The 25,958-nt window shown below is 38.9% G+C and carries 23 protein-coding genes, 2 tRNA genes and 1 pseudogene; 11 read left to right on the forward strand and 15 right to left on the reverse strand.

Translation table 11 applies throughout. The features are described 5' to 3' along the window. The 4 genes from ACTS4L_RS05430 to ACTS4L_RS05445 all read right to left on the reverse strand — a co-directional run. The coding region (locus tag ACTS4L_RS05430) for a calcium-binding protein (RefSeq protein WP_440651784.1) at positions 1-3,044 on the reverse strand (3,044 nt) is incomplete at its 3' end. Beyond that, positions 3,037-4,050, reverse strand: a complete 1,014-nt coding sequence (locus ACTS4L_RS05435; protein ID WP_440651786.1) for a hypothetical protein — start codon at positions 4,048-4,050, stop codon at positions 3,037-3,039. The genes ACTS4L_RS05430 and ACTS4L_RS05435, both read right to left, overlap by 8 nt. A gap of 168 nt (positions 4,051-4,218) precedes the next feature. After that, on the reverse strand, positions 4,219-5,442 hold the full coding sequence (locus ACTS4L_RS05440; protein ID WP_440617439.1) for an MFS transporter: 1,224 nt from the start codon (positions 5,440-5,442) through the stop codon (positions 4,219-4,221). 212 nt (positions 5,443-5,654) lie between these two features. Further along, entirely contained in the window at positions 5,655-6,233 is a 579-nt protein-coding gene (locus tag ACTS4L_RS05445; RefSeq protein ID WP_440617440.1) for a thymidine kinase, read from the reverse strand. Positions 6,234-6,382: 149 nt separating this feature from the next. Here ACTS4L_RS05445 and ACTS4L_RS05450 point away from each other — a divergent pair, with 149 nt between their 5' ends. Next, entirely contained in the window at positions 6,383-6,979 is a 597-nt protein-coding gene (locus tag ACTS4L_RS05450) for a transglycosylase SLT domain-containing protein (protein ID WP_440617442.1), read from the forward strand. 11 nt (positions 6,980-6,990) lie between these two features. On the opposite strand, the gene parC is transcribed toward ACTS4L_RS05450, so the two are convergent. The 6 genes from parC to ACTS4L_RS05480 form a co-directional block, all read right to left on the reverse strand. Next, positions 6,991-9,228, reverse strand: coding sequence for a DNA topoisomerase IV subunit A (gene parC, locus ACTS4L_RS05455; RefSeq protein ID WP_440617443.1), 2,238 nt, complete (start codon positions 9,226-9,228; stop codon positions 6,991-6,993). A 57-nt stretch (positions 9,229-9,285) separates the two neighbouring features. Then, the gene (gene recO / locus ACTS4L_RS05460) at positions 9,286-9,987 is read right to left on the reverse strand and encodes a DNA repair protein RecO (RefSeq protein ID WP_440617444.1); all 702 of its coding nucleotides are present in this window, start codon (positions 9,985-9,987) and stop codon (positions 9,286-9,288) included. Next, positions 9,987-10,184: a hypothetical protein gene (locus tag ACTS4L_RS05465; protein WP_440617445.1), complete on the reverse strand. Its 198-nt coding sequence runs from the start codon at positions 10,182-10,184 to the stop codon at positions 9,987-9,989. Before ACTS4L_RS05465 ends, recO begins: the two co-directional genes overlap by 1 nt. 5 nt (positions 10,185-10,189) lie before the next feature. Next, positions 10,190-10,525, reverse strand: a complete 336-nt coding sequence (locus ACTS4L_RS05470) for a hypothetical protein (RefSeq protein WP_440617447.1) — start codon at positions 10,523-10,525, stop codon at positions 10,190-10,192. Between the two features lie 4 nt (positions 10,526-10,529). Next, positions 10,530-11,699 carry an IscS subfamily cysteine desulfurase gene (locus tag ACTS4L_RS05475; RefSeq protein WP_440617448.1) on the reverse strand — a complete coding sequence of 390 codons (1,170 nt, stop codon included), beginning with the start codon at positions 11,697-11,699 and terminating at the stop codon, positions 10,530-10,532. A gap of 286 nt (positions 11,700-11,985) precedes the next feature. After that, positions 11,986-12,411, reverse strand: coding sequence for a type IV pilin protein (locus tag ACTS4L_RS05480; protein WP_440617450.1), 426 nt, complete (start codon positions 12,409-12,411; stop codon positions 11,986-11,988). Between the two features lie 127 nt (positions 12,412-12,538). On the opposite strand from ACTS4L_RS05480, the gene ACTS4L_RS05485 reads away from it, so the two are divergent. The 3 genes from ACTS4L_RS05485 (at position 12,539) to rpoH (ending at position 13,764) form a co-directional block, all read left to right on the forward strand. Then, positions 12,539-12,614, forward strand: a tRNA-Ala gene (locus tag ACTS4L_RS05485). Positions 12,615-12,639: 25 nt separating this feature from the next. Further along, a tRNA-Glu gene (locus ACTS4L_RS05490) sits at positions 12,640-12,715 on the forward strand. 173 nt (positions 12,716-12,888) lie between these two features. Further along, positions 12,889-13,764 carry an RNA polymerase sigma factor RpoH gene (rpoH, locus tag ACTS4L_RS05495; protein WP_440617479.1) on the forward strand — a complete coding sequence of 292 codons (876 nt, stop codon included), beginning with the start codon at positions 12,889-12,891 and terminating at the stop codon, positions 13,762-13,764. A 1-nt stretch (position 13,765) separates the two neighbouring features. On the opposite strand, the pseudogene ACTS4L_RS05500 reads toward rpoH, so the two are convergent. The 4 genes and pseudogenes from ACTS4L_RS05500 to ACTS4L_RS05515 all read right to left on the reverse strand — a co-directional run bounded on the left by ACTS4L_RS05500 (position 13,766) and on the right by ACTS4L_RS05515 (position 17,771). Then, positions 13,766-15,152: pseudogene (locus ACTS4L_RS05500) on the reverse strand (DHA2 family efflux MFS transporter permease subunit). A 236-nt stretch (positions 15,153-15,388) separates the two neighbouring features. Next, entirely contained in the window at positions 15,389-15,952 is a 564-nt protein-coding gene (locus ACTS4L_RS05505) for a YggT family protein (RefSeq protein WP_440617470.1), read from the reverse strand. Continuing rightward, a complete protein-coding gene (gene proC / locus ACTS4L_RS05510) occupies positions 15,949-16,809 on the reverse strand; it encodes a pyrroline-5-carboxylate reductase (RefSeq protein ID WP_440617471.1) in 861 nt (286 codons plus the stop codon). Before proC ends, ACTS4L_RS05505 begins: the two co-directional genes overlap by 4 nt. Before the next feature lie 77 nt (positions 16,810-16,886). Further along, the gene (locus tag ACTS4L_RS05515; RefSeq protein ID WP_440617472.1) at positions 16,887-17,771 is read right to left on the reverse strand and encodes a DMT family transporter; all 885 of its coding nucleotides are present in this window, start codon (positions 17,769-17,771) and stop codon (positions 16,887-16,889) included. A 135-nt stretch (positions 17,772-17,906) separates the two neighbouring features. Here ACTS4L_RS05515 and ACTS4L_RS05520 point away from each other — a divergent pair, with 135 nt between their 5' ends. The 5 genes from ACTS4L_RS05520 (at position 17,907) to ACTS4L_RS05540 (ending at position 21,909) form a co-directional block, all read left to right on the forward strand. Then, positions 17,907-18,503, forward strand: a complete 597-nt coding sequence (locus ACTS4L_RS05520; RefSeq protein ID WP_440617474.1) for an XTP/dITP diphosphatase — start codon at positions 17,907-17,909, stop codon at positions 18,501-18,503. A gap of 215 nt (positions 18,504-18,718) precedes the next feature. After that, positions 18,719-18,967 carry an HP0495 family protein gene (locus ACTS4L_RS05525; protein WP_440617480.1) on the forward strand — a complete coding sequence of 83 codons (249 nt, stop codon included), beginning with the start codon at positions 18,719-18,721 and terminating at the stop codon, positions 18,965-18,967. Between the two features lie 3 nt (positions 18,968-18,970). Continuing rightward, positions 18,971-19,591, forward strand: coding sequence for a lipoyl(octanoyl) transferase LipB (gene lipB / locus ACTS4L_RS05530; RefSeq protein ID WP_440617476.1), 621 nt, complete (start codon positions 18,971-18,973; stop codon positions 19,589-19,591). A 56-nt stretch (positions 19,592-19,647) separates the two neighbouring features. After that, complete coding sequence (locus ACTS4L_RS05535) at positions 19,648-21,123, forward strand: hypothetical protein (protein WP_440651788.1); 1,476 nt, start codon at positions 19,648-19,650, stop codon at positions 21,121-21,123. Positions 21,124-21,216: 93 nt separating this feature from the next. Continuing rightward, positions 21,217-21,909, forward strand: a complete 693-nt coding sequence (locus ACTS4L_RS05540; RefSeq protein ID WP_440616703.1) for a Bax inhibitor-1/YccA family protein — start codon at positions 21,217-21,219, stop codon at positions 21,907-21,909. A 1-nt stretch (position 21,910) separates the two neighbouring features. On the opposite strand, the gene ACTS4L_RS05545 is transcribed toward ACTS4L_RS05540, so the two are convergent. Further along, positions 21,911-23,077, reverse strand: a complete 1,167-nt coding sequence (locus tag ACTS4L_RS05545; protein WP_440616704.1) for an amino acid permease — start codon at positions 23,075-23,077, stop codon at positions 21,911-21,913. A gap of 198 nt (positions 23,078-23,275) precedes the next feature. On the opposite strand from ACTS4L_RS05545, the gene ACTS4L_RS05550 reads away from it, so the two are divergent. Together ACTS4L_RS05550 and ACTS4L_RS05555 are read left to right on the forward strand one after the other, a co-directional pair. After that, positions 23,276-23,515: a hypothetical protein gene (locus ACTS4L_RS05550; protein ID WP_440616706.1), complete on the forward strand. Its 240-nt coding sequence runs from the start codon at positions 23,276-23,278 to the stop codon at positions 23,513-23,515. A gap of 65 nt (positions 23,516-23,580) precedes the next feature. Then, entirely contained in the window at positions 23,581-25,950 is a 2,370-nt protein-coding gene (locus tag ACTS4L_RS05555; RefSeq protein ID WP_440651790.1) for an MMPL family transporter, read from the forward strand. Positions 25,951-25,958 lie beyond the last annotated feature (8 nt).

The raw sequence follows: 25,958 nt of genomic DNA on the forward strand, positions 1-25,958 counted from the left end.
ATCGTATCAATGCCATCACCAAGCTCGTAGACATAGGTCGTTGTCGTATAATTATAGGTAATGAGTAAGTCATCTCCTTTGCCGCCAATTAATGTATTATGCTGCCAATTTCCTTGTGATAGTAAGATATCATCACCAGCACCGCCATATAGATAATCATCTCCATTGCCATATAATTTATCATCACCTAAGCCGCCATATAAATCGTCACTACCGCCACCGCCTTCTAAAGTATCATTACCGGATAAACCATAAATGTTTTCATTGCGATGATTACCAATCAAATAGTTATCAAGATCTTGTTCAGATTCAGAAACGCTGACAAAGTGGTAGGTTTGATTCATAAACTCAAGTGAATCAAGTGCTGATAATTCAGCGAGCATTTTGTTATTTGGTGCTGCCAACATGTCATTGGCAAGCTTTAACGCGTCAAAACCCAATTGTTGAAATTCTTGTTGTTGACGTTCAATAATCATTTCCAGTCTTGAGAAGCTCTTTTCAGGATTACTCTCAGCCATCTCTAGAAAATACTTTTCAAGTCGTTGCCAATTATATTGAGCGACACCTGAAGCATCCTGCTCTATTGTTATATAGGGTAACATTTGTGTTAACACTGCTTGATAGCGATTAGCTTGCTGATGTTCTTTCATATTCTTAACCATCAGCTGAAACGCTTCACTAATCACCGCACTTCTTTGCCCATTCACAAGCTGAAAAAAGCTTTGATCAACCATTGTCACACTGCCACCTTTGCTGACATTTTGCCAACCAAAGCTCACGTTACCCGTTTTGATCCCAACAGAATAATAACTTCCCTTATCGACAATACTATAATCTAACAATCGCCGCCCATTGACTCTCTCTAAATAAGCTGTTTGCTTGATTTTCTCGATAACACCTGTGCTTAGGTTCATTTGTATCTGAGTGCCATCTTGCAAGGTTAAACCATCAAGCATACTCTCTGCAGACACAAAATCATCTCCTGCCTTCATCCACCAATCTAACTGCAGATAAGGGTCATAGCTACTACCAGCAATCAGTGTTTCCTTAATTTCTCTTAATTCTTGACTTGCTTGCAACGATTGGCGCATTGACTTAACCGCACCATAGCCGGTATAAGGAGTCATAACCACTTCAACACCAACAGCTCCTTTTACATCAGCGGTCGTAATCTCAAGCATGTTGTTCATATCAACTTTATGAAAACTATTTTCATTAAAGTTTGCGGCAACGATTTGATAGCTTTGACCATTGTTATTTTGATAGCTTGACTCATATGCTAAGGTCGCACCTAGCACTTCCTGATTCAGCGATTGTTTGTTGAGCGAAATGCTATTAATGCCAGCTTCTGTTAAGCTTTTGAGCTCGCTTTCTTTAGAAAAGCCATCTTGGTCAGCATCTTGCCATATCTTGACACTTGCAAAAGCAATATCTTGCGCATCAAACACACCATCATGATTATCATCCAAATCCGATAGCGCATCAAAGCCATCTGTGGCATTTTGTCCATTTTGTTTTATGGTGTTCTCGCCAAATAACTCTAATCCATTATCAATTCTGCCATTACCATTGACATCACGTACTAATAGCGCATCATCTTTGTCAACCCAACCAGTAGCGTAGTAGACATTATCACCCGTATGATCAAACATCACTTTTCTATTGGTGTCAATCGTCTCAATACCATCACCATCCAAATCCAAAAGCAAAGGATCCTGTCGCAAAGCCGGTGCGTTTAATGCGCTGTTAAATAGCTGATTAATCAGATCATCTAACACAACATTACCCACTTGATTAATGTCAACACCTTCGGCGAGTAACGCCATTAATTGACGCAATAACTCACCTTGAGGAGAGTCATCATCAACGTTCGTTCCCATGATTAGCATCTCATTGAAATTCGCATAATCGCCAAAGACATCCTTAAAATCAGCCAGACGACCACGTGCTTCATTTAATAAAGCTTCATCAATACCTGCATCTTCAAATGCTTTTTTATATAAAAAATCAAACTCTTGAGCAGTCCAAAGATGTCCATCTAACTCTGCTAAAACCTGTTGATCTAGAATTTGCTGCAAAACCATCTCGGCTTTAGCAATGAGCGCAATATCCTCACCGTAATCCTTTAATACCACATCGATATTGAGCTTATCTGGAATTATATTGCCATTGTCATCATAACCTTGATACAAGTAATTATGAATTTTGTGGATATCCCCAGAATCAAGAATCCCACCACCAGGTAACATAATCGTTTGCCCAATATTATCCGATACCGGATCGACATAATCTCCTTCACGCAGATAATTGAGTATTTTATCATCAATAAAATCTTTATTCTCAGCATATTTATTATAAAGCGCTATTTTATCTGGGTCAGTAACCAGTACGTCAAGAGGCAAGTTATTTACCCATATCCTCTCATAATAATGATCATTAATTTTTAGTGGATTCATAATGTTTTCGATACCAAAGGCTTCAAAAGTGTAAGTATTTTCTAACTTATCACCAATATAAGCACTTTGCGCCTGCGAAATCGCACCTCCCAATGAGTGGCCTGCGGTAGAGACGGTCTCTGGGTTATAAATTTTTTTAATATTTTTGAAAAAATTAACTCCAGCTAGCATATTATTGGCAATATTACCAATAAGCATCTGTCCATTAGATATATGGTCTCCGAGCTCACTGGTACCTTTGTTAACAATCATGATACTACTCTCATCATCTTTAGTTTGTATGGCAATGGCATAATAGCCATTGCCACCAATTGTTTCTGCCCCATCAATGGTATTGGTTGTATCTTTTAACTGGAAATTATCAAGTACTTTATTAAAGGTATCCGGTTGACTATTTATCTTATCTTTAAGCTCCTGCGGAATCCCTTGGTGAAAATTGCCATCCTGATCATAAATATAATTTCTTAATGTTTTTTCACCTTCTGTTACCTCTTGGTTATCAAAGATATATTGATTGTTTTCTTCGTTTTGGGTATATACCAAATACGATAAAAATGCCGCTTGCTGTGAGTTTATTTGCTTATTCATAAGTCTTCTCCCGTGATTGTAGTTTAACGATCTGTTGATAAAGCGGGGTATTCACTAAAAATTGCGCCTGTTCTGAGCTATAGCGCCTTGAAATAGCCCAAGAGTCTATAATATCTCCAAAAATATCAGCTTTAACAGGGTGTGTTGGAATCAATTTAATATATTTGGCAATATAGGCTTGGTCTTCAGGTAACTCAAACGTTGATAATATGCTACTGCTGACTCGCACACGATATATATACGACAACCCCTCAAAAAATGGCTGCACCAAATCAACTGCTTCTCGTACACTGTGTGTTTGCAAATAATTACTGATAAATAATCCCTTACCTAAAAAATTGGTAATCACAACAAGTTTCTTACCTGCCATTGATTGCGGAATGACTGTATAGCTATAGCCATTGCTTTCTGGGTTATACGTCTCTTTAGTTACTTGAAAGCTTTCTCCATATTTCGTCTGTAAGCTTTGCGCCAATTTTTGCATACGCTCACTTGAATCTAATGTTGTGGAAAAATGACTTTCTCTAACAAAGTAGATAACGCATGCGATCATAATCACTAAAATTGTAATAATTGCTTTTAAATAATCTTTAATAAAAGGTCTAATGTGCGTTTTAAGCAATGATTTTCTATGCTCCAAACTGATCTGTTGCCAAAGTGCTTGGTTTGCTGCTTGAATTCGGTCAATCTGTTTTAACTCATCCTTATAAGTGAAGTAGTTAGTGATCAACATCAAGATAATTAATATTCCTGCTACTGCTATTGCCACAGGAATGGCAATAGCTAGGGCAAAAATAATTAAGTGACCAGCCTGCAAACTCCAGAAAAAGGCAATCGCCAAAGGCAAACACCATAAAACGATAACGCCCCAAATACGTCCTGAGATAATATTTCGTCTACGCTGTATCAGCTTCCTTATATCATTAGTAGATAGCGTTTGCTCTGGAGAAACACTTTCACCCTGTTTACTTTTATCAATTCTTCCAACTTTTGTCTTATCGTGCATTTTATACCTCGCCTAAATTTACCTTAACAAAGCAACACAATAGAAATAAGTTAATAAAGCCTTCAAAAGTTAGACTTTAGTATAAAATTAATCCCTTAATAAAAGTTAAGCGCGGGGAAAACAAAATAGAGTTGCCTCAATTGAAGCGTAGACTATTATTTGTAAAGATCAAATTTCATCCTTGTTTTTTTGCAATTTCCCACCGCGCAGCAGTGGATAGATAATGATTAATGCTAAAACCACGATAAAGTAAAACCAATAGTTACTCGGAAAGTGCATCTGGCTATTAATAATCAAAAACATCGTATAAATCACCATCACCATTAAACCGGATAAACCATAGCTTAAACCTTGGGTTTTCCCTTGTAGCGTGATATCTGTATGCCTTTGGGCAAGAGTAACAGAGACCGCCCAGCATGAAAGACATATGCCGATAATAAAATAAAAGACCAATGCCAGCCAGACACTATGGACGATTGCCAACATAAAGTATAAACAGACTGACAGCAGTAAGGCGCCAACGATTGTTTTGATCTCATTATAACGATCAGCAAACCATGGCAAAATAATGCAACCAATAATAAAACCGATTGAAAACCCTGTTTCAATTAATGCAAACTGCCATGAGCTTGCTTGCAAAATATTCTTAGCATAAGGTGCTATAAAAATCGGTACCGTCATAAACAAACAGGTAAAGCCAATTTCGGCGACATAAAACCAAAAGACAAAACGCTTTTGGCGCAAGAAGCGATAGACCATACGCCAATCTTCGATAAAACCACTTTCTCTACGCTCAACATAACGCTTAGGTTTCACACCAAAGCTTGCTATTAATGCAATGGCTGTAGCAAATAACAAGAAATATAGGATTTGATGCATATTAAAAAACACAACCAATAAGCCACCCAAAGACATGCCAATCACCATACCAATTTCAAATATGCCATCCATCGTGCTATTGGCGTATAGCAGATAGCTATCGTCGCTAAAGATCTCACGCACCATAATCAGCATTGCCGGCATATAAAATGCTAATATCAAACCCCAAAAGCTAGTAAAGAAGTATACCTCAGCCAATGTATCAAGGTAGCCAAACATTAAAAAGGCAGCAATCATAACAACACGCGCACCATTGGTGACAACAATGATTTTTTGTCGCGGGAAACGATCAGCAATATAACCCGTTATAGGTGATAAAACAGCACCTGAAACCCACCAGCTAAACATAAAGATAATAATCGCATTAACACTATTATAAATCGCTAGCAAATGCCAACTGAACGAAACATATGCCATACCAACAGCAATAGCAGAAAAAAAGCTCATAATACATGCATAGGTAAATGAGCTATTTTTAAATAACGCTGCACGTGCTTTTAAGTACGACTTCACACATCCTCTTTATACAATCATCCGCTCTACAGAGCATTGTGGCAAAGTTATGATTTTACAGCAAGCAAAAGTATTTTAGTAATGGATCAAGAATGGTGCTGAGTTTTAATTACCCCTCACCCGTGCAGCTTAAGCTGCACGAGCAATCCCACAAGGGGAGAGGTATTAGATGATGCAACTTATTGATATATTATTATAACCACTGAAGTTAATCAGGCAATTTGCCCTTTTTTATAATGCCAACGACAGACTGAGATATAGCGCTCATTGCCACCAATTTGCAGCTGTTCACCATCTTTAATAACATTCATATCTTGATCTAGGCGCAATACATGTGTGGCCTTTTTACCGCAATGACAAATGGTTTTGATCTCAAGCAGCTGATCCGCCCAAGTAAGTAAATACTTACTACCTTCAAATGGCTCTGCCTGAAAATCATTACGCAAGCCATAGGCAAGCACAGGAATGTCTAACTCATCGACAATATCCGTTAATTGCAAAACTTGTGCCTTTGTTAAGAACTGCGCCTCATCCACCAAAATACAATGCAGTTTTTTGGTTTTAAGCACATGCTTTGTCTCTGCGCATAAATCTGTTGATTGATCATATAACAGCGCATCTGCCTGCAAACCAATGCGCGATGAGATTTTACCTATACCAAAGCGATCATCAAAGCTCGGGGCAAATAATAAGGTATTCATCCCACGTTCACGATAATTATAATCAGATTGCAAAAGTGTTGTACTCTTGCCGGCATTCATGGTTGAGTAATAAAAATGAAGCTTTGCCATGTTCAGTAGTATTTACTTTTTGTATTGGTTGCATAACTTACTGTATTGCGCGCCCACTTGGAATAAAAAATTGTTGAAAACAGTTCGCGTTCGCTAAAAAATCCGTTAGGCTGTGCCCCAATGTTACGAAAAACTCGCTATTTAATTTCATGAAGTTTAATTTCAAGTTTTTAGCTATTTTAACTGCTTTGCCACTGGCTGGATGTATTACTGCACCACCGAATAATCCTAATAATGCCTGTTCAATCGCACAACAATACCCTGATTGGTATTACGACTCACTAGATTCCTATAAAAAATGGGGTGTGCCAATTAGTGTGCAATGGGCATTTATTCGTAAAGAATCAAGCTTTATTGCCGATGCGCAAACACCAATGCAATATGTCCTAGGGTTTATTCCAACCGGACGCCAATCAACGGCTTATGGTTATGCGCAAGCACTTGATGGCACATGGGATGAGTATCAAAAAGAAACTGGAAACAGCTGGGCAAGCAGAACTAACTTTGCCGATGCCGTCGACTTTATTGGTTGGTATGCCAATCGCGCACAACGCATTGCTGGCATCTCTAAGGACAACGCCTATCAGCTTTATCTTGCCTATAACCAAGGTATTTATGGCTATATGAAAAAAAGCTATCGCAATAATCAATTCTTACTAAAATATGCACGTGAAACACAAGATATGGCCTATCGCTATGCCTATCAGCTCAGGCGTTGCAATATCCCATCACAAAGTTGGTGGTAGTTTTATATTACTTATTCAACACCAATATTATCCACATTCTGAAAACCGCGTGGCAAGATCTTGCCGCGTGAGGCGCGTTTACCCTGATAATCATGTAGATCGCTAAAGCTTAAACGCATATGGCGTTTACCTGAATAGATAGTCAAGCTTTGCCCATTGGTAACGGCAGCAACAAATTTAAGCTCTTCACCAGTGGCTAATGGGCTTGGCATATTGATCAAGCGATTACCTTTACCTTTTGCTAAATTGGGTAGCTCACTTTTATCAACAGCCAACAGGCGCCCTTGATTAGAAATGGCAACAACCAAGCTATGCTCATAATCATGGGCATTAGCCGGAGGCACCATCTTATCACTACCTAAGGTGATGCCCTGTTTACCTGAGCGATTCTTACTAATCAAATCATCACCATTTGCTAAAAAGGCATTGCCTGCACTTGAGGCTAAAACAAACTGATCTTCTGCTTTGACAAAAGTTAGTGCGATAATTTGTTCATTTTGCTCAAGCTTCAAATGCCCTGTGATCGGTTCACCTTGTCCTCTTGCAGAAGGCAAATCAGCGCTTAGTAAACTATACGCTTTACCAAGACTTGAGAAAAATAAACAATACTGATTACTCTTACCCATGCTTGAGGCAAAATAACTATCACCGGTTTTGTAGCTTAAACCTTCGACATTAACATCATGACCTTTGGCAACACGCACCCATCCTTGTTTTGATAAGACGACGGTAACATTTTCAACCGGTTGTAAATCCGCTTCTTTTAACGCTTTGGCTTCAGGACGTACTACAAGTGCTGACTTTCTTTGATCACCATGCTTTTGTTGTGCTGCTTTGAGCTCTTTTTTAATCAGGTTTTTTAACTTGGTTGGATTTTCCAAATAGCCCATAATCTCATCACGCTCTTTTTCAAGCGCATGTTTTTCCTTTTTGATCGCCATTTCTTCAAGCTTAGCTAAGTTGCGTAGTCGCAGATTAAGTACCGCTTCGGCTTGTGTATCAGTGAGATCAAAACGCTTTTTAAGCTCATGTTTTGGATCATCCTCATAACGAATAATGGCAATAACTTCATCAATATTTAAAAACGCAATCAAGAAACCATCTAAGATATGCAAACGCTCTAAGATTTTATCCAAACGAAACTCTAAGCGCTTAGTCGTGACCTCAGTTCTAAATTGTAGCCACTCTACAAGGACCTCCATTAAGGATTTCACCTGCGGCTTACCATTTAAACCAATCATGTTTAAGTTCACACGATAACTTTTCTCTAGATCCGTTGTCGCAAATAAATGACTCATCAAAAGATTGGTATCCACGCGATTTGAACGCGGTACTAAGACTATTCTCACTGGATCGTTATGATCGGATTCATCACGTATATCACTTAACCATGAGATTTTCTTACTGTTCATTTGTGCAGCAATCTGCTCAATCACTTTGGCACTAGAGACTTGATGCGGCACGCGGGTAATAACGATATTACCCTCTTCCGTATGAAATACCGCACGCAGGCGAATGCTGCCAGTGCCGGTTTCATAGATTTTTTTACGCTCTTCAAAAGGAGTAATGACCTCGGCACCTCCTGGGTAATCAGGTCCAGGAATATGCGTCATTAAACCATCTAGATCGTGATCTTTACCTGTTAGAAGATATAAACAACCGTTAACAACTTCCGTAAGATTATGAGATGGAATATCGGTTGACATCCCCACAGCAATCCCCATGCTACCATTTAATAGCACATTAGGTACTTGTGCCGGCAACATCTTTGGCTCTTGTAATGTACCATCAAAGTTCGGTTGCCAATCGACTGTACCAAGCTTTAATTCATTTAATAAAACCTCAGCATATTTGGATAAGCGCGACTCAGTATAGCGCATTGCGGCGAATGATTTCGGATCATCGGGCGAGCCCCAGTTACCTTGCCCATCAATTAACGGATAGCGATATGAGAAGTCCTGCGCCATCAGCACCATTGCTTCATAGCAGGCACTATCACCATGCGGGTGATACTTACCCAACACATCACCGACCGTACGTGCGGATTTCTTATGCTTACTTAATGCCGATAAGCCAATCTCGCTCATCGCATAAACAATCCGCCGTTGCACTGGCTTTAAACCATCACCGATGTGTGGCAATGCACGATCGAGAATCACATACATTGAGTAATTCAAATAGGCCTGACGACTAAAGGCACTAATCGTCTGCTTTTCATTATCTTCAAAAGAAAGGCTTAGTTGATCCATACGTTAAAAAATTAAGGCGTTAAACTCGTCACATCATAGCAAATGATCACCTAAGCGTCACGAAGCATTTTGGTTTCGTAAAAAACTAATTAACAACTCGCGGGTTTTAAGTGCCCTACCCTGTAAACAGGCATTTAAATTAATGCGTATGAGTTTTTGTAGCACTTGCAACGTGCCATTATCCCAGCTAGAAACAGGTTGTTGCAACTGCTTAATATATTTGCCATTGATACCACTTTCAGCAGTTGTTTGATAAAAGGCGGATAAAGGCGCCATCGCATAATAATGATCTTCAGTAATTAGCTTATGTTCCTGATCATAATCCACTTGAAAACCATAGCCTAAGCTTTCTAATAACTGCAGCTCAAAATAACGTAGTAATCTTGTAATATCATCGCTAACTAATTCTTGTATTACCAATAAATAACGATCAAAAAGTGCCTCGTCATGATGATCATGCGGCAAAAGCCAGTACAAAACTTCATTCAAATACATTCGCGCCAATTGCGATAAATAGGTACCCATGCTAAAGCTACTATCGCACTCGGCAGAACGAATATTTGCTAAGCTTTCTGCCGATGGCATGATCTTTATATCAACACTCAATAACCTAAAGGGCTGATAAATGCCGTGATTCTTTTTGTTTGTCCTAGCAATGGCATTCAACTTACCATGTTCTCTTAACCATAATGTTAATAACAGTGATGACTCTTTATACTTACGACTATGTAAAATAACCGCTTTCTCTACTATGCCCATTATGTACCCATCATAAACCGTTTTATAGAATTCTTGCTTTGTAACGAAATTAAATCAACCATCCCTGATAAAATCGATTGCCACGCATCCATGCGCGCAATCACACCCTCTGAATTGCCATCCTGAGCCAGGATGGCATGAAAATCCAATGCGAAGCTGCCATGGATGGTTAGTGATCCTCCTAAAAGTAGTGACATTAGATTTACGATGGGCATAGCTGCTCAATCAACTGCAAAATCACTAAAGCATCTTGACGTTTATGTGTTGGTAAATCAAACATCTGTTGCAGCTGAGCAATATCGATATCAGCAAGTGTTATCTTCTTTTCATCTTGCAATTGCATTACCAACCATTTTGTCATTGCCAACAAATACGGGCTACCAATCGCTTTAAAATAATAATTAGCCTGATCGCTGTAAATGAAAACTTGCTGCCCCAGCTCACCAGCATGCGCAATCGTTTGCACGCATGCATGATCATATTGACAATCCTTCAATGTAATCGCTTTAAGTAGTGCTAAAATTTTCTCACTTATCATGGCACTATTGACCTTGCCACAATGGTGATAAGGCACGCAATTTAGTGACCACATCAACGATTGCCGCAGTGGCAATATCAATATCTGCACGCGTGGTATAGCGACCAAATGAAAAACGTAAACTGGCATGCGCCTGTTGTTGTGTTAAACCAATGGCACTTAATACAAATGACGGCTCAACACTGGCTGAATTACATGCCGAACCCATCGATACTGCTAACTGGTGAAGCATTGCCACTAATGACTCGCCATCCACACCTTTAAAGGTAATATTAATAATTCCGGCATAACTATTATCTAACGGCGTGTTAATGATTAACTCAGGTAAAATATTGATTCCTTGTAAAAATTGCTTGCGCAACTCATGTACATGCTTATTTAATTCATTTTGCTTTGAAGACATTAACTCACAGGCAGCACCTAATCCTACGATTTGATGTGTTGCTAGGGTTCCTGATCGAAATCCTTGCTCATGCCCGCCGCCATGAATTAATGGTGTGAGCTTTACCTTAGGCTTTCTTCTGACATAGAGCGCACCAATACCCTTTGGTCCATATATTTTATGTGCTGAGATTGACAATAGATCAATATTCATTGCTTTGACATCAATTTTTATTTTGCCAACACCTTGTGCAGCATCCACATGAAATAAAATCTTATGCTCACGGCACAACGCCCCAATTTCAGCCAATGGATATATTGTGCCTAACTCGTTATTAACTGCCATAATCGAAACTAGAATTGTCTCTTGTGTTAATGCGTTTTTTATTTGATCTAGCGAGATCTGACCTTTAGCATCAGGTTTAAGATACGTTATCTCATAACCTTTTGTTTCAAGATAAGCACAGGTGTCGATCACCGCTTTGTGCTCAATCATTGAGGTAATAATATGCTTGCCACGAGTTCGATAGGCATCTGCAACACCTTTAATCGCCAAATTATCCGACTCGGTCGCACCTGAGGTAAAAACAACCTCACGCGCCTCAGCGTTAATAAGGTGAGCAATTTGCAATCGTGCATTATCCACAGCCCCTTTTGCCTGCCAACCATAATCATGGGTATTGGATGCAGGGTTACCAAAGGCATTATCAAAGCTTAGATATTTGAGCATTTCAGCAACCACCTCATCAGCAACCGGAGTTGTTGAGGCATAATCAAGATATATTTGTTTCATAATTATAAATGTATTTACTAAAGCTGATTATTTCACTGACATACAGTCTATACTAGCAACTTGTGAATGCCAAAAAGAAAAACTTTATTTGCTATTTATGGCTAAGACTAAATATTTGCCCAAAAGGACTCATCGTACCCTGAGCGTAAGTCAAAGCGATGCACTGAGCATCAGTCGAAGTGGGTAGCTTAGGAGAATCACACTTCATAGAGGCTTCGACTTACGCTCAGCCAGTGCTTATACAATCAAAGTGGGTTGCAATATTGTCATCACCCTATTTGCAACCTTACTCCCAGCAAGCAATTGGCGTGCGTGTAATGGTTCCACCACTGGCGACTAGTCTTAAATTAGGGCAATCACCACTATCTGCCGTTTGTGATCCTGTAGGCGTAGCGGTAATGGTATAACCGCTACTTGTGACACTGGTTAAGCTCATATCATAAAAACCTCTTGTTGAGGTCGTTCCTGACCACACATTAGTCAGTGTTGCGGTATAAGTGCCTGAGCTTAATGCCCATGCTTCTTCATTCATTGCAATTAGATTGATTGAGCTTACTGCATCGGCTCGATGCGCCCTTAGTACATAATTGCTATACATCGGAATGGCAATGGCTGCTAACACTGCAATCACCGCCACGACGATTAATAATTCTATCAATGAAAAACCTTGTGTTTTAGCATTTCTGTTTGTTTTTTCAAGACTCATTTTCATACTCGCTATCCATATTTATGTTTACAGTATAGAAGACTTTCAAATATCAACCGACAAAATTTTAAGGATATTTAAATCTAGCGCTTGACAGCCTTTTAAAACCTCCCTAGAATGCAGCTTCAGTTTCGGGGCTATAGCTCAGCTGGGAGAGCGCTTGCATGGCATGCAAGAGGTCAGCGGTTCGATCCCGCTTAGCTCCACCAGTAAACTGATATGACACAAGTTTGTGTCCCCATCGTCTAGAGGCCTAGGACACCGCCCTTTCACGGCGGCAACAGGGGTTCGAATCCCCTTGGGGACGCCATCATTAAAACCGCGTTGAGCGGTTTTTTTGTTTCTACACTCAGACATTTTCACGCTTAAAAAATTTTTAAAAATCCTATATGCCCATTATAAATCGCTTTGCGGTGTTTAATGGTTTGTGATGGGTATATCTATGCTATACTTCGCAGCATTATGGATAAACATGAGCAGCATATGGGTAAAGAACTCGTTCCCAAAAAAAACACCTTACCAATACCAGCACTTTCTGATACGGATGGCTTAGATAGCTACATCCGTTTTGCTAGCAGTATCCCAATGCTTTCTGAAGAAGAAGAAAAAGAATTAGCACAACGCTTACGCCAACAAAATGATATTGATGCGGCACAAAAGCTTATTCTTTCACACTTACGTTTTGTCGTTAAAGTCGCGCGCGGATTTTCGGGTTACGGACTACCTATTACTGATTTAATCCAAGAAGGTAATATCGGCTTGATGAAAGCCGTAAGACGGTTTGACCCTGATGTCGGCGTGCGTCTTGTTTCCTTTGCTGTGCATTGGGTTAAAGCTGAAATGCATGACTATATTTTGAAAAACTGGCGTATTGTCAAAATTGCGACAACCAAAGCGCAACGCAAGCTGTTCTTTAATTTGAGAAGCAGCAAAGAACGCTTGGGCTGGTTTAGTGATGAAGAAATCCAAAGTGTCGCCAAAGAACTTGGTGTTAAGCCTGAGACCGTGCTTGAAATGGAAAAGCGTATGAACGCCTATGATATGGCATTTGATGCACCGGTTGAAGAGTCAGGCGATGAATCAAGTTTTCATCCGGCTTTATATCTTGAAGATCAGTCAAGGAATCCTGAACAAGCCGCTGTTGAAGATGACTATGAAGAAAAAGTTCAAGATAAATTACAAGAAGCGATTGATAAGCTTGATGCGCGCAGCAAAGACATCATCTTATCTCGCTGGTTTGCTGAAGATAAACTTACTCTTCACGACTTAGCAGCAAAGCATGACGTGTCTGCCGAGCGCATTCGTCAGATTGAAGAACTGGCAATGGATAAGCTTAAACGTGCTGTTGCGCGCGTCTAAATTACTTCGCTGTTGTCAACGCTGCCATGCCATCGGCTTTGGTTAAGCTAAGACTTATGATTAACGCTCCTAACCAAAGTACTAACATCGCATAAAAACTATAGTGATATATCGCTGCACTTGGACTAAAAAGAGATAAATTAAATACACTTAACATACTGCTTAAAACAATCGCTGTTAATGCAACACCCATCGATGCCGCAAATTGACGAATTGTTAGATCAATTGACGTTGCATTAGCTGCTTGATCGGCATTTAAATCCATATACGTCAGCGCACCAATGGCTGAGCCAATCAAAATAGTGCTTGAACCATATAAAAACTCAATAATCACAATATAAATAACCGATGTATGCTGCTCAATCTGCGCAATACCAACAAGCCAGATCATTGCCAAAATCAAATTCACTTGTAAAACATTTTTAAAGCCAAAACGTGAGATTATTTGGTTAGCCAACCCTCTAAATGTAAGATAGCCCACGGCAATCGGTAAAGTAAGAAGCCCCGAGGTAGCTGCATCAAAACCAAAGCCTTCTTGATACATCAAAGGCAGCAGCAAAGAAACACCTGCTGTTAATGCAAATGATATGGCGTTCATTGATACTGCTGTTTTGAATGTTTTGACTTTAAAAACAATCAAATCTAATACTGGATTAACCTTCTTCAAGCAATACACCACAAGTATCAGCAATAACACGATGCCAATCACAATACTCGTATAAACAACACCTTTACTGACAATATCATAATGCCCAATCATCTCCACACCGAAGGTGACAATCACCAAAGCAAAACCAGCAATTAAAAATCCAAGAATATCAAAGCGCTTTAATGTCTTAGCGACATGCTGCTGAATATAAATACACCCCGTAATCAACGCCAAACAACCAATTGGCAGATTAATAAAGAAGATCCAATGCCAACTCAGACTGTCGCATATTATTCCACCGACAAAAGGACCCAATACATAACCGAGCATTGCCGGCGTGAAAATAACTCCTTGCACCTTAATGAGCTCTTTGCGTAAAAATAATAATCCGTGCCACAGGCGTCATAAAAGCACCACCAACACCTTGCAAAAAGCGGCAAAGCGTCAATATCACCACTGAATTTGATACGCCGCAAGCAAGTGATGACAAAGTGAAGACCGTCACTGCAAACAAAAATACTCTCTTTGTGCCAAAGCGATCAGTACACCAACCACTAATTGGAATAAAGATGGCAAGACTGATGTAATAACTTGCAACCGCAAATTTCAGCAAAATTGGACTAATGCCAAAATCTCTGGCAATGCTAGGAATAGCGGTATTAATAATGGTGAGATCTAAAAACTCCATAAAAATTACCACTGCAACAATAAGCGGCACTATCCGACGAATCGCCACCATCGATGAATCTGACACGTCACTACCCTCTCCAACATAAAACCCGCTTCAAGTCTATGCGAATACTATGCCTGTATCAAATGAAATATATTCAACCTTAGTTTAAATTTTTCTACGCCTATAAAGCCAAAAACCCAATATCTTTTGATCAGCTTCCATTACTGCCATAAAATGATTTCCATGTTTGAGTCAAATAACCGACAAGATGCTATCAATGTTTTGAGCAAATAAAAAGCGTGCTACATCCCAAAAATTGACGAGATAAATATCTGTAAACAAATAAGTACAAGTAATATCAGCATTGGCGAGAAGTCCATGCCACTTTGTGTTGGCGGGATAATTCTGCGTGCTTTTCTAAGCAATGGTTCAGTTAATTGATGCAATGCCATCAAAGCCGGGTTATATGAACCTTGTGCAAACCAGCTGGCAATCGAGCGAATAAAGATCAAGATAATATACATCCAGATCACCGTCAGAATGAGCTTTATCACTGCAACAAACCAAATAATTGACCATGGGATATAAAAGCTTTTTGCACTTAGCATTTGTATTAAAATAATTTGCAGCAATAGCACAACGTACGCCAAAACAAGCGCGGCAAAATCCAAACCAAAGAAACCAGGAATAATACGACGCAATGGTTTCAACAAAGGATTGGTCACACGAATAATCAACTGACAAAATGGATTATAAAAATCAGCCTTTACCCATTGTAAAAAGAATCTAAGCAGTACCGCATAAGCGAATAGGCTAAAGATAATTTCTATTAAGAAAAGTCCAACATTATTAACGGCATTAATCATACTTTATCCTTTTGTTCATTATGTGTTAACGCATTACCAAACTGGCTTGCCAGCTCTTGTGAGCGTGAGAGGTTCTCTTTGATCGCTTTTGCAATACTCTCTTTAAACCCTGTTTCTGAGAAAGCTTTTAATGCCGCCGCAGTGACCCCTCCTTTTGAAGTGACATTTTGACGCAAGTTTGACAAGGTCTGCGTACTTTCTAGCGCCATTTTACTTGCACCAAAGGCGGTTTGCGTCACGAGCAATGCGGCTTGTTTTTCACTTAATCCTAGTGATACTGCCACATCAATCATATGCTCCATCATCAGGAAAAAATACGCAGGTCCTGAGCCTGAAATCGCCGTTGTGACATCAATTAAGTTCTCATGATCAACCCACGTAATCACACCAACTTTACGCATAATTTGCTCAGCCATTTCTTTTTGTTGGCGCGAGACATAATTATTGGCAAATAACGCGCTCGCACCACAACCGATAAGACTTGGCGTATTTGGCATCGCCCGCACAATCGCATAATCACCGACAAGCCAATGCGCAATTTGTACCAAGGTAATACCTGCTGCAATCGATATAAACAAGGGTTTATTCTGCTTATGTAATGCCGTTTTAACCGTAAACATCAGTTCTTTTAATGATTGTGGTTTAACGCATAGCATAATAATATCGGCATTTTTTACTGCACCCTCAACACTTTGCGTTGTCTTAACACGAAACAGCTGATTGAGCATATCCAGTTTTTCTTGGTTGCGATCAACCACCGTAATTGATTGACCAGAAACACCATCACTCACTAACCCAGCGATAATGCTTCTTGCCATATTACCACCACCTAAAAAGCAAATTTGAGCATTAACCATTATTAAATCCTTTTTAAAATTTTCATGTAAGGCATTGTTTCAAATTGACTCTTTAAACTCAAGGCTTTGTAACCACTTCACTGATCTTTTCGCGTAACAGCGACACCAAACTTGCTAATCACAACCGAACCAATAACGGCAATAATCCCGCCAATGACGGCAAAGATACTTGGAATTTCGGATAAGAAGATAGCCGCTAAAATTAAGGTAAATATGGGCATAAGATACAAAGCGCTCGATGCCGCTGCTGCCTTGATATGTTTAAAGGCGTACCCCCATAATAAATAAGCAATCGCTCCAGGGAAAATCCCCATATAAACAATGCTTAAGACGTGTGACATATCCGAATGTATGACTGAGCTTATTGCCTCAGGCGCAAAAATCATTAACATCAAAGTGCCTAGCCACATACAGTAACACACGACTTCAATCGGGTGGTAGCGCGCTAGAAACTTCTTTTGAAAGCATGAGTAAATCGCACCTGAGCAGGTCGCACCATAGACTAATAGCACACCAGAAAATCCGGCGCTATTGTGACTTCCCAAGAGTATCACTAGCACACCAAATAAACTGATCACAAACCCCAAGACACCATAGCGATTGATGCGCTCTTTAAACAAAATCATCGCTAAAACAGTGACGATAATCGGCAATTGCGCAACGATAAAATTTGCCAAACCAGCACTTACCGTTTTCTCACCTTCATTTAACAAGATGTTGTAAGAGAAAAACCCGAAAAAACCAAGAATAGCGAATAGCATCAAGTCTTTAAGCCGTGGCAGTTTTTTATTTTTGATCAGACAAAATGGAATCAATGCTGCAACCGATGCCACAAAATAGCGTGATAGTGCCAAACCACCTGCCGAAAATGCTTCCATCACATAGCGAATACCGACAAACGCAGACGCCCATAAAACAACGGTTATGATCAGTGCTATCAGTGCCTTTTTTTCGTTTGCCATACATTCAGTCCTCATATTTTGATGCGCTATACTAACTTAATAATTTCAGCATTGACTAGCAGTTTACTTGATTTGCTTAGTTTTTTATTTCACCTTAGAATATGCGCAATTTACTAAACAGGACTCACTAAACACATGAAAGAAATTGTCTTTGCATCAAGTAATAAGGGAAAAATCAAAGAAGTCAGCGATATTTTATTCTCTTTAGGCTTCAAGGTAATTCCGCAAACAGCGTTTAATGTCCCCGATGCTGACGAAACCGGTTTAAGCTTCGTTGAAAACGCCATTTTAAAAGCGCGACACTGTGCGCAATTTACGGGACTCCCCGCTCTTGCCGATGACTCTGGTCTATGCGTTGATGCCTTAAAGGGAGCACCTGGGATTTATTCAGCGCGTTTCTCTGGTGGGCATGGTAATGATGAGGCAAATATCGATAAGCTGCTTTCTGATATGCAAAATGTCACGGATAACAAACGTCAAGCCCATTTTCAATGCGTCTTAGCACTTGTAATGCATGAGCATGACCCTATGCCTGTCATTGCTGAAGGACGCGTTGGTGGCAGTATTACACATGCACGCCGTGGAGATAATGGTTTTGGTTATAATCCTGTTTTTTTACTGCCTGAATATCAGCAAACGATGGCTGAAGTATCTAATGAGGTTAAAAATAGTGTGAGTCACCGCGCTCGCGCACTCACAAAACTCAAAGAGAAACTCCACTGCCTTTTGTAGAAAAACATGATACTTCAAGATGATTTTCTTGATACTTTACATTACACTAAAGCGCAATATTAATTGATAGTCGATGAGTTATATTGAAAATGAGTGATAATAAAAAAAATGAACAAAACGAAATAAAAGACAACCAAGAAAATAAAACAAATAGCAACGATCAAGGTAATGGCTTACCTGCAAATGAAAATAGTCAGACCAAGCAACCTGACACCTTGTTTGAGTTTCCTTGCCGATTTCCAATCAAAATCATGGCAAATCCGCAAAAAGAAGTTGCTGAGTTTGTCCTTAACACTTTAGAAAAATACATTGAAAATCCTGAGAAAATTGAATTCACCACACGTGAAAGCAAAACCGGTAAATACATCTCGATTACCGCAATCTTTGAAGCAACAAGCAAAGAGCAGCTTGACAATATTTATCAAGCATTAAGCGGACATCCTGAGATTCATATGGTGCTTTAACAGATGCCAATCATCATTAAAAATCTAGGATCACAGGACTACGAGTCAGTTTATCAGTCAATGGTTGAGTTTACACAATCACGCACTGAAGATACTCAAGACCAAATCTGGCTTGTTGAACACCCACCGGTTTTCACCCAAGGTCGTCACGGCAAGCCTGAGCATATTATAAACCCTAAAAACATTCCAGTTATCCAAAGTGATCGTGGCGGTCAAGTCACCTATCACGGACCAGGACAAGCCGTTATTTACTTTTTATTTGACCTTAAACGTCTTAATTTAGGCGTTAAAGAGTTTGTTTGTATGATTGAGAAATCATGCATGCACTTACTAAAAACCTATGGTATCAGCAGTCATACCATTGAGAATGCACCAGGCATTTATGTTGATCAGGCTAAAATTGCATCACTTGGTTTACGTGTTAAAAAAGGGCTAACCTATCATGGTCTTGCCATTAATGTAAATATGGATCTGACACCGTTTAACTATATCAACCCTTGTGGTTATCAAGGCTTGAAAATGACACAAGTTCACGCGCACAACTCTAAAATCAGCATTACTGATGTATTGAATGATTATGCCAATATATTGACTCAAAAGTTAGATAACCCGATTTTCAGTTAGACCGATCATGAGATTATTGTCATAATAACCAAAGACTCATTTGACACACATAGGCTATGCAACTAAAACCTAAAAAACTACTCCTTAACACCAAGCAACCCTTTGGCTTGTGGTTTTTGTTGTTAACCTCGCTTCTTTATAGCATGGGCACAACGGCTATAACAGTGCATTTTTCTGGCTATATTCATAGCATTGCTGATAGTACACAGGAGGGGTTAACCTCTGATATTTTAGCCATCAACTTTAATCTTGTGACGAATCTCTTTTTATATAGTGCAGCCGGATTAATCGGTGGCATTCTAGGTTATATGATCGGTCATCGCCGCTCAGTAATTATCGGTATGCTTTATTCATTTGTCGCCCTTATCCTGTTATCACTTAATAACTTATCCTTAATTGGCTTTTCCGCCTATGTTATTGGTGTCGGACTCGTTATTCCCAATCTATTCACTACATTAAGCTTTCTTTATACTCAAGATGACCCAAGACGCCACGCAGGTTTTACCTTGATGTATATGACCACTGTGCTTGGTGCTGCATTATCGTTATCGATTAGTGGCACATTGCAACACTTAAATTATCAGCACTGGTTTATGATTATGGCCATAGTTACCCTATTTGCTGTGCTTATTTTCTTAGCCGGTGGTATTTATCTTAATCGCAATATTGGTTTGATTGATGGTGTTGAAGCAAAATACACACCATCGACCTATAGTGTTTTGTTTATTTTGATCGTACTTTCCTCGGTAACTGATTTTTTACTGCATTATCAGCGCGTATTACAAGTGCTTATTATTGCCATAGCACTTATAGCGATTAGCATCATGCTTATCTATGCTTATCTTGAAAAAGATGAGACTCAACGCAAGCGCAACCGCTTGCTTCTTATTCTATTAGCCCTTAGCATATTTTTCTGGCTTGCTGATAAGAGTATTATTACTATTTTCCTTAACTATCTCACTCTTTTTAACCGTGACTATGGGTTTTTTAACGCCAAGAGTTTATCGGCTGATTTCTTTTTTGAAGCTAATATTGCTTTAGTACTAATTATTGGCTTTGTCTCAGCAGTACTGTGGAATAAAAATAAGCACACGCAACATATGAAGCGCTTGATTCGCTTATTTAGTTTGGCTACTTTTTTTATGGCGTTGGCATGTGGTTTGTTATTTTTCAGCTTTTTCTCGCAATCTTTAAATCACTTTGCAATGACGGGAAACTACTTATTACTTATCACTTTAATGTTAAACTCTGTTGCTAAAGTATTGTTATTACCTTTGTATTACGCAATGGTTGGTAAATTCTCACCGCGCAAGTATGAATCTATCGTTATGGGATTTTTCTTTATCATTACCGCAGGCATTGGTGTATTTGTTTACTCTCTTAATCAAAATATTCTCAATTCGCAAATTCTGACAAGTACTTATCAATCATTATCTTATCTTTATGGCACGCTGTTAGTCGCTGGCCTGCTATGCGCTTGCTTTGCCTACCTATTAGCAAAATTCATGCACTATCATAAAAAAAATGTCTAAATTTAAGCCATTGACTATTGTTTTTTCAGCGACTCTCCCCATATACTTACCAGTAATTTTGACTTTATCATTTAAATATAATATGGAGAGAATATGAACGATCGTTTTAACTATCAACAAAACGCACGCGTGATTGATGCTCGTGGCAGCTCAGTCATTCAAACCAATAAAGTGTTGCGTAACACTTATTTACTGTTGTCACTAACCCTTTTGTTTAGCGCTTTAACAGCCGGCTGGTCAATGATGGTGGCAGCGCCTCCTATTAACCCCTTTATTACGTTAATCGTCTACTTTGCTTTATTGTTTGGTGTGCAAGCAACACGCAATAGCCCAATGGGGTTAGTGCTGACTTTTGCATTAACGGGCTTTCTGGGTTGGACGTTAGGACCTATTTTGAACTTCTATATTACAACGTTTAGTAACGGCTCAGAGCTTATCATGATGTCTTTAGGCGCAACAGGCGCAATATTCTTAGGGCTTTCAGCAATCGCCTTAAATCCAAAACGTGATTTCTCAAGATTAGGCTCTTTCCTTGGCATAGGTGCACTGATTGCCTTAGTTGCCATTGTTATTAACTTATTCTTACAGATGCCAGCATTGTACTTAGCACTTTCTGTTATTATTGCTTTTATTTCAGGCGGCTTCATTCTATGGCAAACCAACCAGATCGTACGCGGTGGTGAGACAAACTACATTGTTGCAACCGTAACTATTTATGTTTCAATCCTAAATATTTTCTTAACTATTCTACAATTTTTAGGTATGTTCTCAGGGAATCGTAACTAATCTAAAACGGCTGTGATATGCCAGATAAATTGAGCACTTGCGCCACTATAACTAAAGCACCCAATACTAAAGGATAAAGATTAACTGCATCTTTTCTGTTTTCTTTATCTAAATAAATCGGCGTAAATACAAAAATCACTACCGCAAAAATAGCCGCATATTGTAAGGCTAAGATAAAGCCTTTGGGATAAAAAACCGTAAATATAAATGGTGGGATAAAGGTCAGTAAGAAACCAATCATTTTATTTAGTTCAATATTAAATCGTCTAAAGGTATCTTTAATGTAGTGATAAAGCGATAAGCCAACACAAATAAATGAAGTAATAATTGAAATATTCACAAATACCGATAAGAAGGTATTAATACTCGCACTTTGGGTGGCTTCTTTTATCTCACTCATCAATGCTGTTAAGGTATTTCCATCTTTAAAGATGGTCTCATAACTATGCAACCCTTGTTGTGGCAATATAGCCAAACAGACAATAAGCCAGATGATATAAATGATGAGGACAGCAATGCTGCCGATAAATACACTGCGCTTGACTGCTTGAACGTCACCCTTTTGATACTCATACAATACGGGAATGATGTTCTGAAAACCAAAAGAAGGTAAAAGTGTTGGCCACGCAAACACTAAAGCATAGAAAGATAATGGCATATCAAGCATATTTGCCCATTTTAAAGCAAACAGCATACTAATCACGCAGAGCACATAGAATACTAATTTAACCGATACAAAAGAACGATTGACATAATCACTTAAGCGCGTACTTAAAATGACAAGTCCAAAAATCAAGATAAAGACAATCGCATCAATACTGACTGTTGGCACTTGTGCTTGTGACACCAAATTCACCAATGACGCGCCTTGTGTGGTATAGGCTGCCATTAATGCATAGAGCAAAAGCAGATAAACTAATGTGAAAATCATTTGCAGGCTCTTTGGCATTTCCTCTTTGATCAATGAGGTGAAGTTCACTCCCAATGGCTGATGCGCGCAGACTTTGATTAATCTTAATCCTGTTAAATACATCACTGACCATAAAATAATAATTAATACAATCGACACCCACAAACCACATGCAGCTGTAATTAAAGGCAAGGATAACATCCCCGCACCAATTGTTGTCCCGACCACTAAAAATGCACCACCAAGCGACCTTGTCATTTGTTTTCTCCATTAAATGCACCAAAAGCGTAACGATACAACAGTACAGATAAAAAGTATATTTAATCATTGCTCAAAAAATAATTATTTTAGTAATCTTTAATATTTTCTTAATATACAGTTCATAACATTGTCAATTGCGACCAACATTTCGCTAATCATAAGAATTAACAACCAAACAAACAAAAGGAATACATTATGACTAAGAAAATTACACAGATCACATTGGCTTTAGTTGGTATCGTGGGAATGTCACTTACGGCATTTGCAAGCACGCCAAGCACAACTGCCAACAATACAGGGTACACAAAAGCAACAAAGCATCACAAAGAAGCCCAGCATAATACACATCAGCATACGAGCAAATCACATACTAAAACACATGCATCCACAACTAAAAAGACGCATTCAACAACTTCATCACTGTATCATGCCTAAATAAAAATTGTACTTCTCTAGATTATCTGCCAGTATGCTGCCATGAGCTTACAATCTATATCAACATGCACTCTCAGAAGAATTGTTTCAAAAAGCGTTTATATCTTTGGATAATACTTTCAACCTTAAGCATTCTAAGCTTTGTTTTTTTGCTTTTCCAAGGTTTACCCATTAACACCAATATGCTGGCGCTATTACCCGGTGCAAAAGATACCAATAGTATTGAGAAGATCGCTGATAATTTCGCCAACACAATGGGCAAACAGATTGTTATTTTGGTTGGCAACCCCGATCAAGATAAAGCATTGCAAGCTTCGGATGTCTTTAGTCATAGACTTCAACAATCTAATTACTTTTCCAGTGTGACTAATGGCGTAAGCACTAATGAACAAGAAGCATGGGCAAGTTTCTATTTCCCCTATCGCTTATCCTTATTATCGGATAAAGATCGCACATTGATAATGCAACATCAATTTGACAGCATTAGTCAACAGGCTTTGTTTAACCTCTATAGTCCCATTGGCATTAGTAATTCTAAACTTTTGCAAAACGATCCTTTTTCTCTTTTTCAGCACTTTATCTTAGCTTTGCCTAAACCATCTAATAAGCTTGATTTGTATAAAAATCACCTAATGACCAAAGACAATGGCATCTGGTATAGTATGATTAATGCTACCTTAAAGGAAGATAGTTTTTCCTTAAGCAACCAAAACAATATCACGCATCTTTTTAGTGATATTCAACAAATGATTACCAGTAATTATCCACAAAGTACTTTTTTGATGACGGGCATGCTTTTTTATGCCAAAGCAGGCACAGATAGCGCACGCCATGATGTTTCAATCATTGGTGTTGGCTCGTTGATTGGCATTATTCTGTTAATGCTTATTAGTTTTCATTCATTATCACCGTTGTTATTGACGCTATTCTCTAGTGCGATTGGCTTTGTTTTTGCCTTTATCGTAACGTATCTTATTTTTGGTAAGGTCTTTTTATTTACCCTTGTTTTTGGTGCCAGTCTCATTGGCATTTCAGTTGATTATGCCTTTTTCTACTATGCTGATCGACTATATGGTGGCAAGCTATGGCAGTCAAGATCTGGACTTAAGCGCATCTTCTCTGGCATTACTTTAGGTCTTTTAAACGTTATCATTGCTTATTTGATTATCGCCATAGCCCCTTTTCCTGGGCTCAGACAGCTTGCCACCTTTGCCATTAGCGGTTTATTGATGTCATACCTGACGGTGGTCTGTTTGTTTCCTTATCTGCTTAAACCACATAAGCGTGCCTTTAATTCCTTTATTTGTCACATCGCCACACTTTATCTTAAGCTTTGGCAAAACTTAAGTATCAAAAAAATTATAATCATCTACATGATCCTTGCGATTATCGCCGCCATTGGCATCTCCAAGCTGCATAGCAATGATGATATTCGCATTTTAGAAGCGACACCCAAAGCACTCAAAGCCAATGAACAGCAATTAAAATCGATTATTGGCAGCGATGTCAGCACTGATTTTATTGTTGTCACAGGCAATACACCTGAAGATGTCATCAATCATGAGCACCTATTGATTAACAAAATTAAAGCGCAAAACCCAACTATCACACAGCCCATTATTGCGATTAGCCAATATCTGCCAAGCATTGATAGCCAACAACAGAATTACACCCTTGTGCGCGAGAACCTCTTAAAAAATCGATTAAGTGACTTCCTAAACCAAATCGGTGTTGATAGCAAAGAAATTAAGCGTATTGAAAAGAACTTACGGAATATTCCTTTTAAACCACTGACTGTTCACGATTGGTTAAGCTCACCCGTATCACACAACTTAAAATTTTTATGGATGGGAAAAACTCAAACTTCAAGACATTCTGATGCACAGTTTGCTTCGGTTGTTCTGTTATCACAAAAATTAAATATGAACGACATTAAAACCATTTGCACAGGTCTTCCTTATGTCATCTTTATCAACAAAGCAGATGAGATCTCACATGTCTTTAAAACCTATCGTCAATATATTAGCTATCTATTGATTATTGTATTTGTTGCACTATTTTTACTGCTGTTACTACGTTATAGATGTCTACAAAAAGCCATATGCTATTTTGTACCACCAACGATGGCAACCTTACTAAGCCTTGCCGTGTTTGGCATATTTAACGTCCCAGTTACACTCTTTAGCATTCTGGCATTAATTCTAGTGCTGGGCATTGCCGTTGATTATGTATTGTTTTTTGCTGAAACCAAGTCAAGCCTGCATAGCACAATGCTAGCAGTAACTCTCTCAGCGATTACAACGATACTTTCCTTTGGACTATTAGCTTTTAGCCAAACGCCTGTTATTCACTACTTTGGGTTAGCTGTATTTGTTGGCATTACCAGTGCATTTTTATTGTCGCCCTTAGCTTCTAATCGAGTGATGTATAAATAAGTTGCATC

It is taken from the genome of Cysteiniphilum sp. 19S12-1, from assembly GCF_052030685.1.
GTDB lineage: Bacteria > Pseudomonadota > Gammaproteobacteria > Francisellales > Francisellaceae > Caedibacter.

Bases quoted from the DNA above. Each gene is read 5' to 3' on its own strand.
- ACTS4L_RS05435 (WP_440651786.1), bottom strand. From the start codon at position 4,050: ATGCACGATAAGACAAAAGTTGGAAGAATTGATAAAAGTAAACAGGGT.
- ACTS4L_RS05445 (WP_440617440.1), bottom strand. From the start codon at position 6,233: ATGGCAAAGCTTCATTTTTATTACTCAACCATGAATGCCGGCAAGAGT.
- ACTS4L_RS05450 (WP_440617442.1), top strand. From the start codon at position 6,383: ATGAAGTTTAATTTCAAGTTTTTAGCTATTTTAACTGCTTTGCCACTG.
- parC (WP_440617443.1), bottom strand. From the start codon at position 9,228: ATGGATCAACTAAGCCTTTCTTTTGAAGATAATGAAAAGCAGACGATT.
- recO (WP_440617444.1), bottom strand. From the start codon at position 9,987: ATGGGCATAGTAGAGAAAGCGGTTATTTTACATAGTCGTAAGTATAAA.
- ACTS4L_RS05465 (WP_440617445.1), bottom strand. From the start codon at position 10,184: ATGTCACTACTTTTAGGAGGATCACTAACCATCCATGGCAGCTTCGCA.
- ACTS4L_RS05470 (WP_440617447.1), bottom strand. From the start codon at position 10,525: ATGATAAGTGAGAAAATTTTAGCACTACTTAAAGCGATTACATTGAAG.
- ACTS4L_RS05475 (WP_440617448.1), bottom strand. From the start codon at position 11,699: ATGAAACAAATATATCTTGATTATGCCTCAACAACTCCGGTTGCTGAT.
- ACTS4L_RS05480 (WP_440617450.1), bottom strand. From the start codon at position 12,411: ATGAAAATGAGTCTTGAAAAAACAAACAGAAATGCTAAAACACAAGGT.
- rpoH (WP_440617479.1), top strand. From the start codon at position 12,889: ATGGGTAAAGAACTCGTTCCCAAAAAAAACACCTTACCAATACCAGCA.
- ACTS4L_RS05505 (WP_440617470.1), bottom strand. From the start codon at position 15,952: ATGATTAATGCCGTTAATAATGTTGGACTTTTCTTAATAGAAATTATC.
- proC (WP_440617471.1), bottom strand. From the start codon at position 16,809: ATGGTTAATGCTCAAATTTGCTTTTTAGGTGGTGGTAATATGGCAAGA.
- ACTS4L_RS05515 (WP_440617472.1), bottom strand. From the start codon at position 17,771: ATGGCAAACGAAAAAAAGGCACTGATAGCACTGATCATAACCGTTGTT.
- ACTS4L_RS05520 (WP_440617474.1), top strand. From the start codon at position 17,907: ATGAAAGAAATTGTCTTTGCATCAAGTAATAAGGGAAAAATCAAAGAA.
- lipB (WP_440617476.1), top strand. From the start codon at position 18,971: ATGCCAATCATCATTAAAAATCTAGGATCACAGGACTACGAGTCAGTT.
- ACTS4L_RS05535 (WP_440651788.1), top strand. From the start codon at position 19,648: ATGCAACTAAAACCTAAAAAACTACTCCTTAACACCAAGCAACCCTTT.
- ACTS4L_RS05540 (WP_440616703.1), top strand. From the start codon at position 21,217: ATGAACGATCGTTTTAACTATCAACAAAACGCACGCGTGATTGATGCT.
- ACTS4L_RS05545 (WP_440616704.1), bottom strand. From the start codon at position 23,077: ATGACAAGGTCGCTTGGTGGTGCATTTTTAGTGGTCGGGACAACAATT.
- ACTS4L_RS05550 (WP_440616706.1), top strand. From the start codon at position 23,276: ATGACTAAGAAAATTACACAGATCACATTGGCTTTAGTTGGTATCGTG.
- ACTS4L_RS05555 (WP_440651790.1), top strand. From the start codon at position 23,581: ATGCACTCTCAGAAGAATTGTTTCAAAAAGCGTTTATATCTTTGGATA.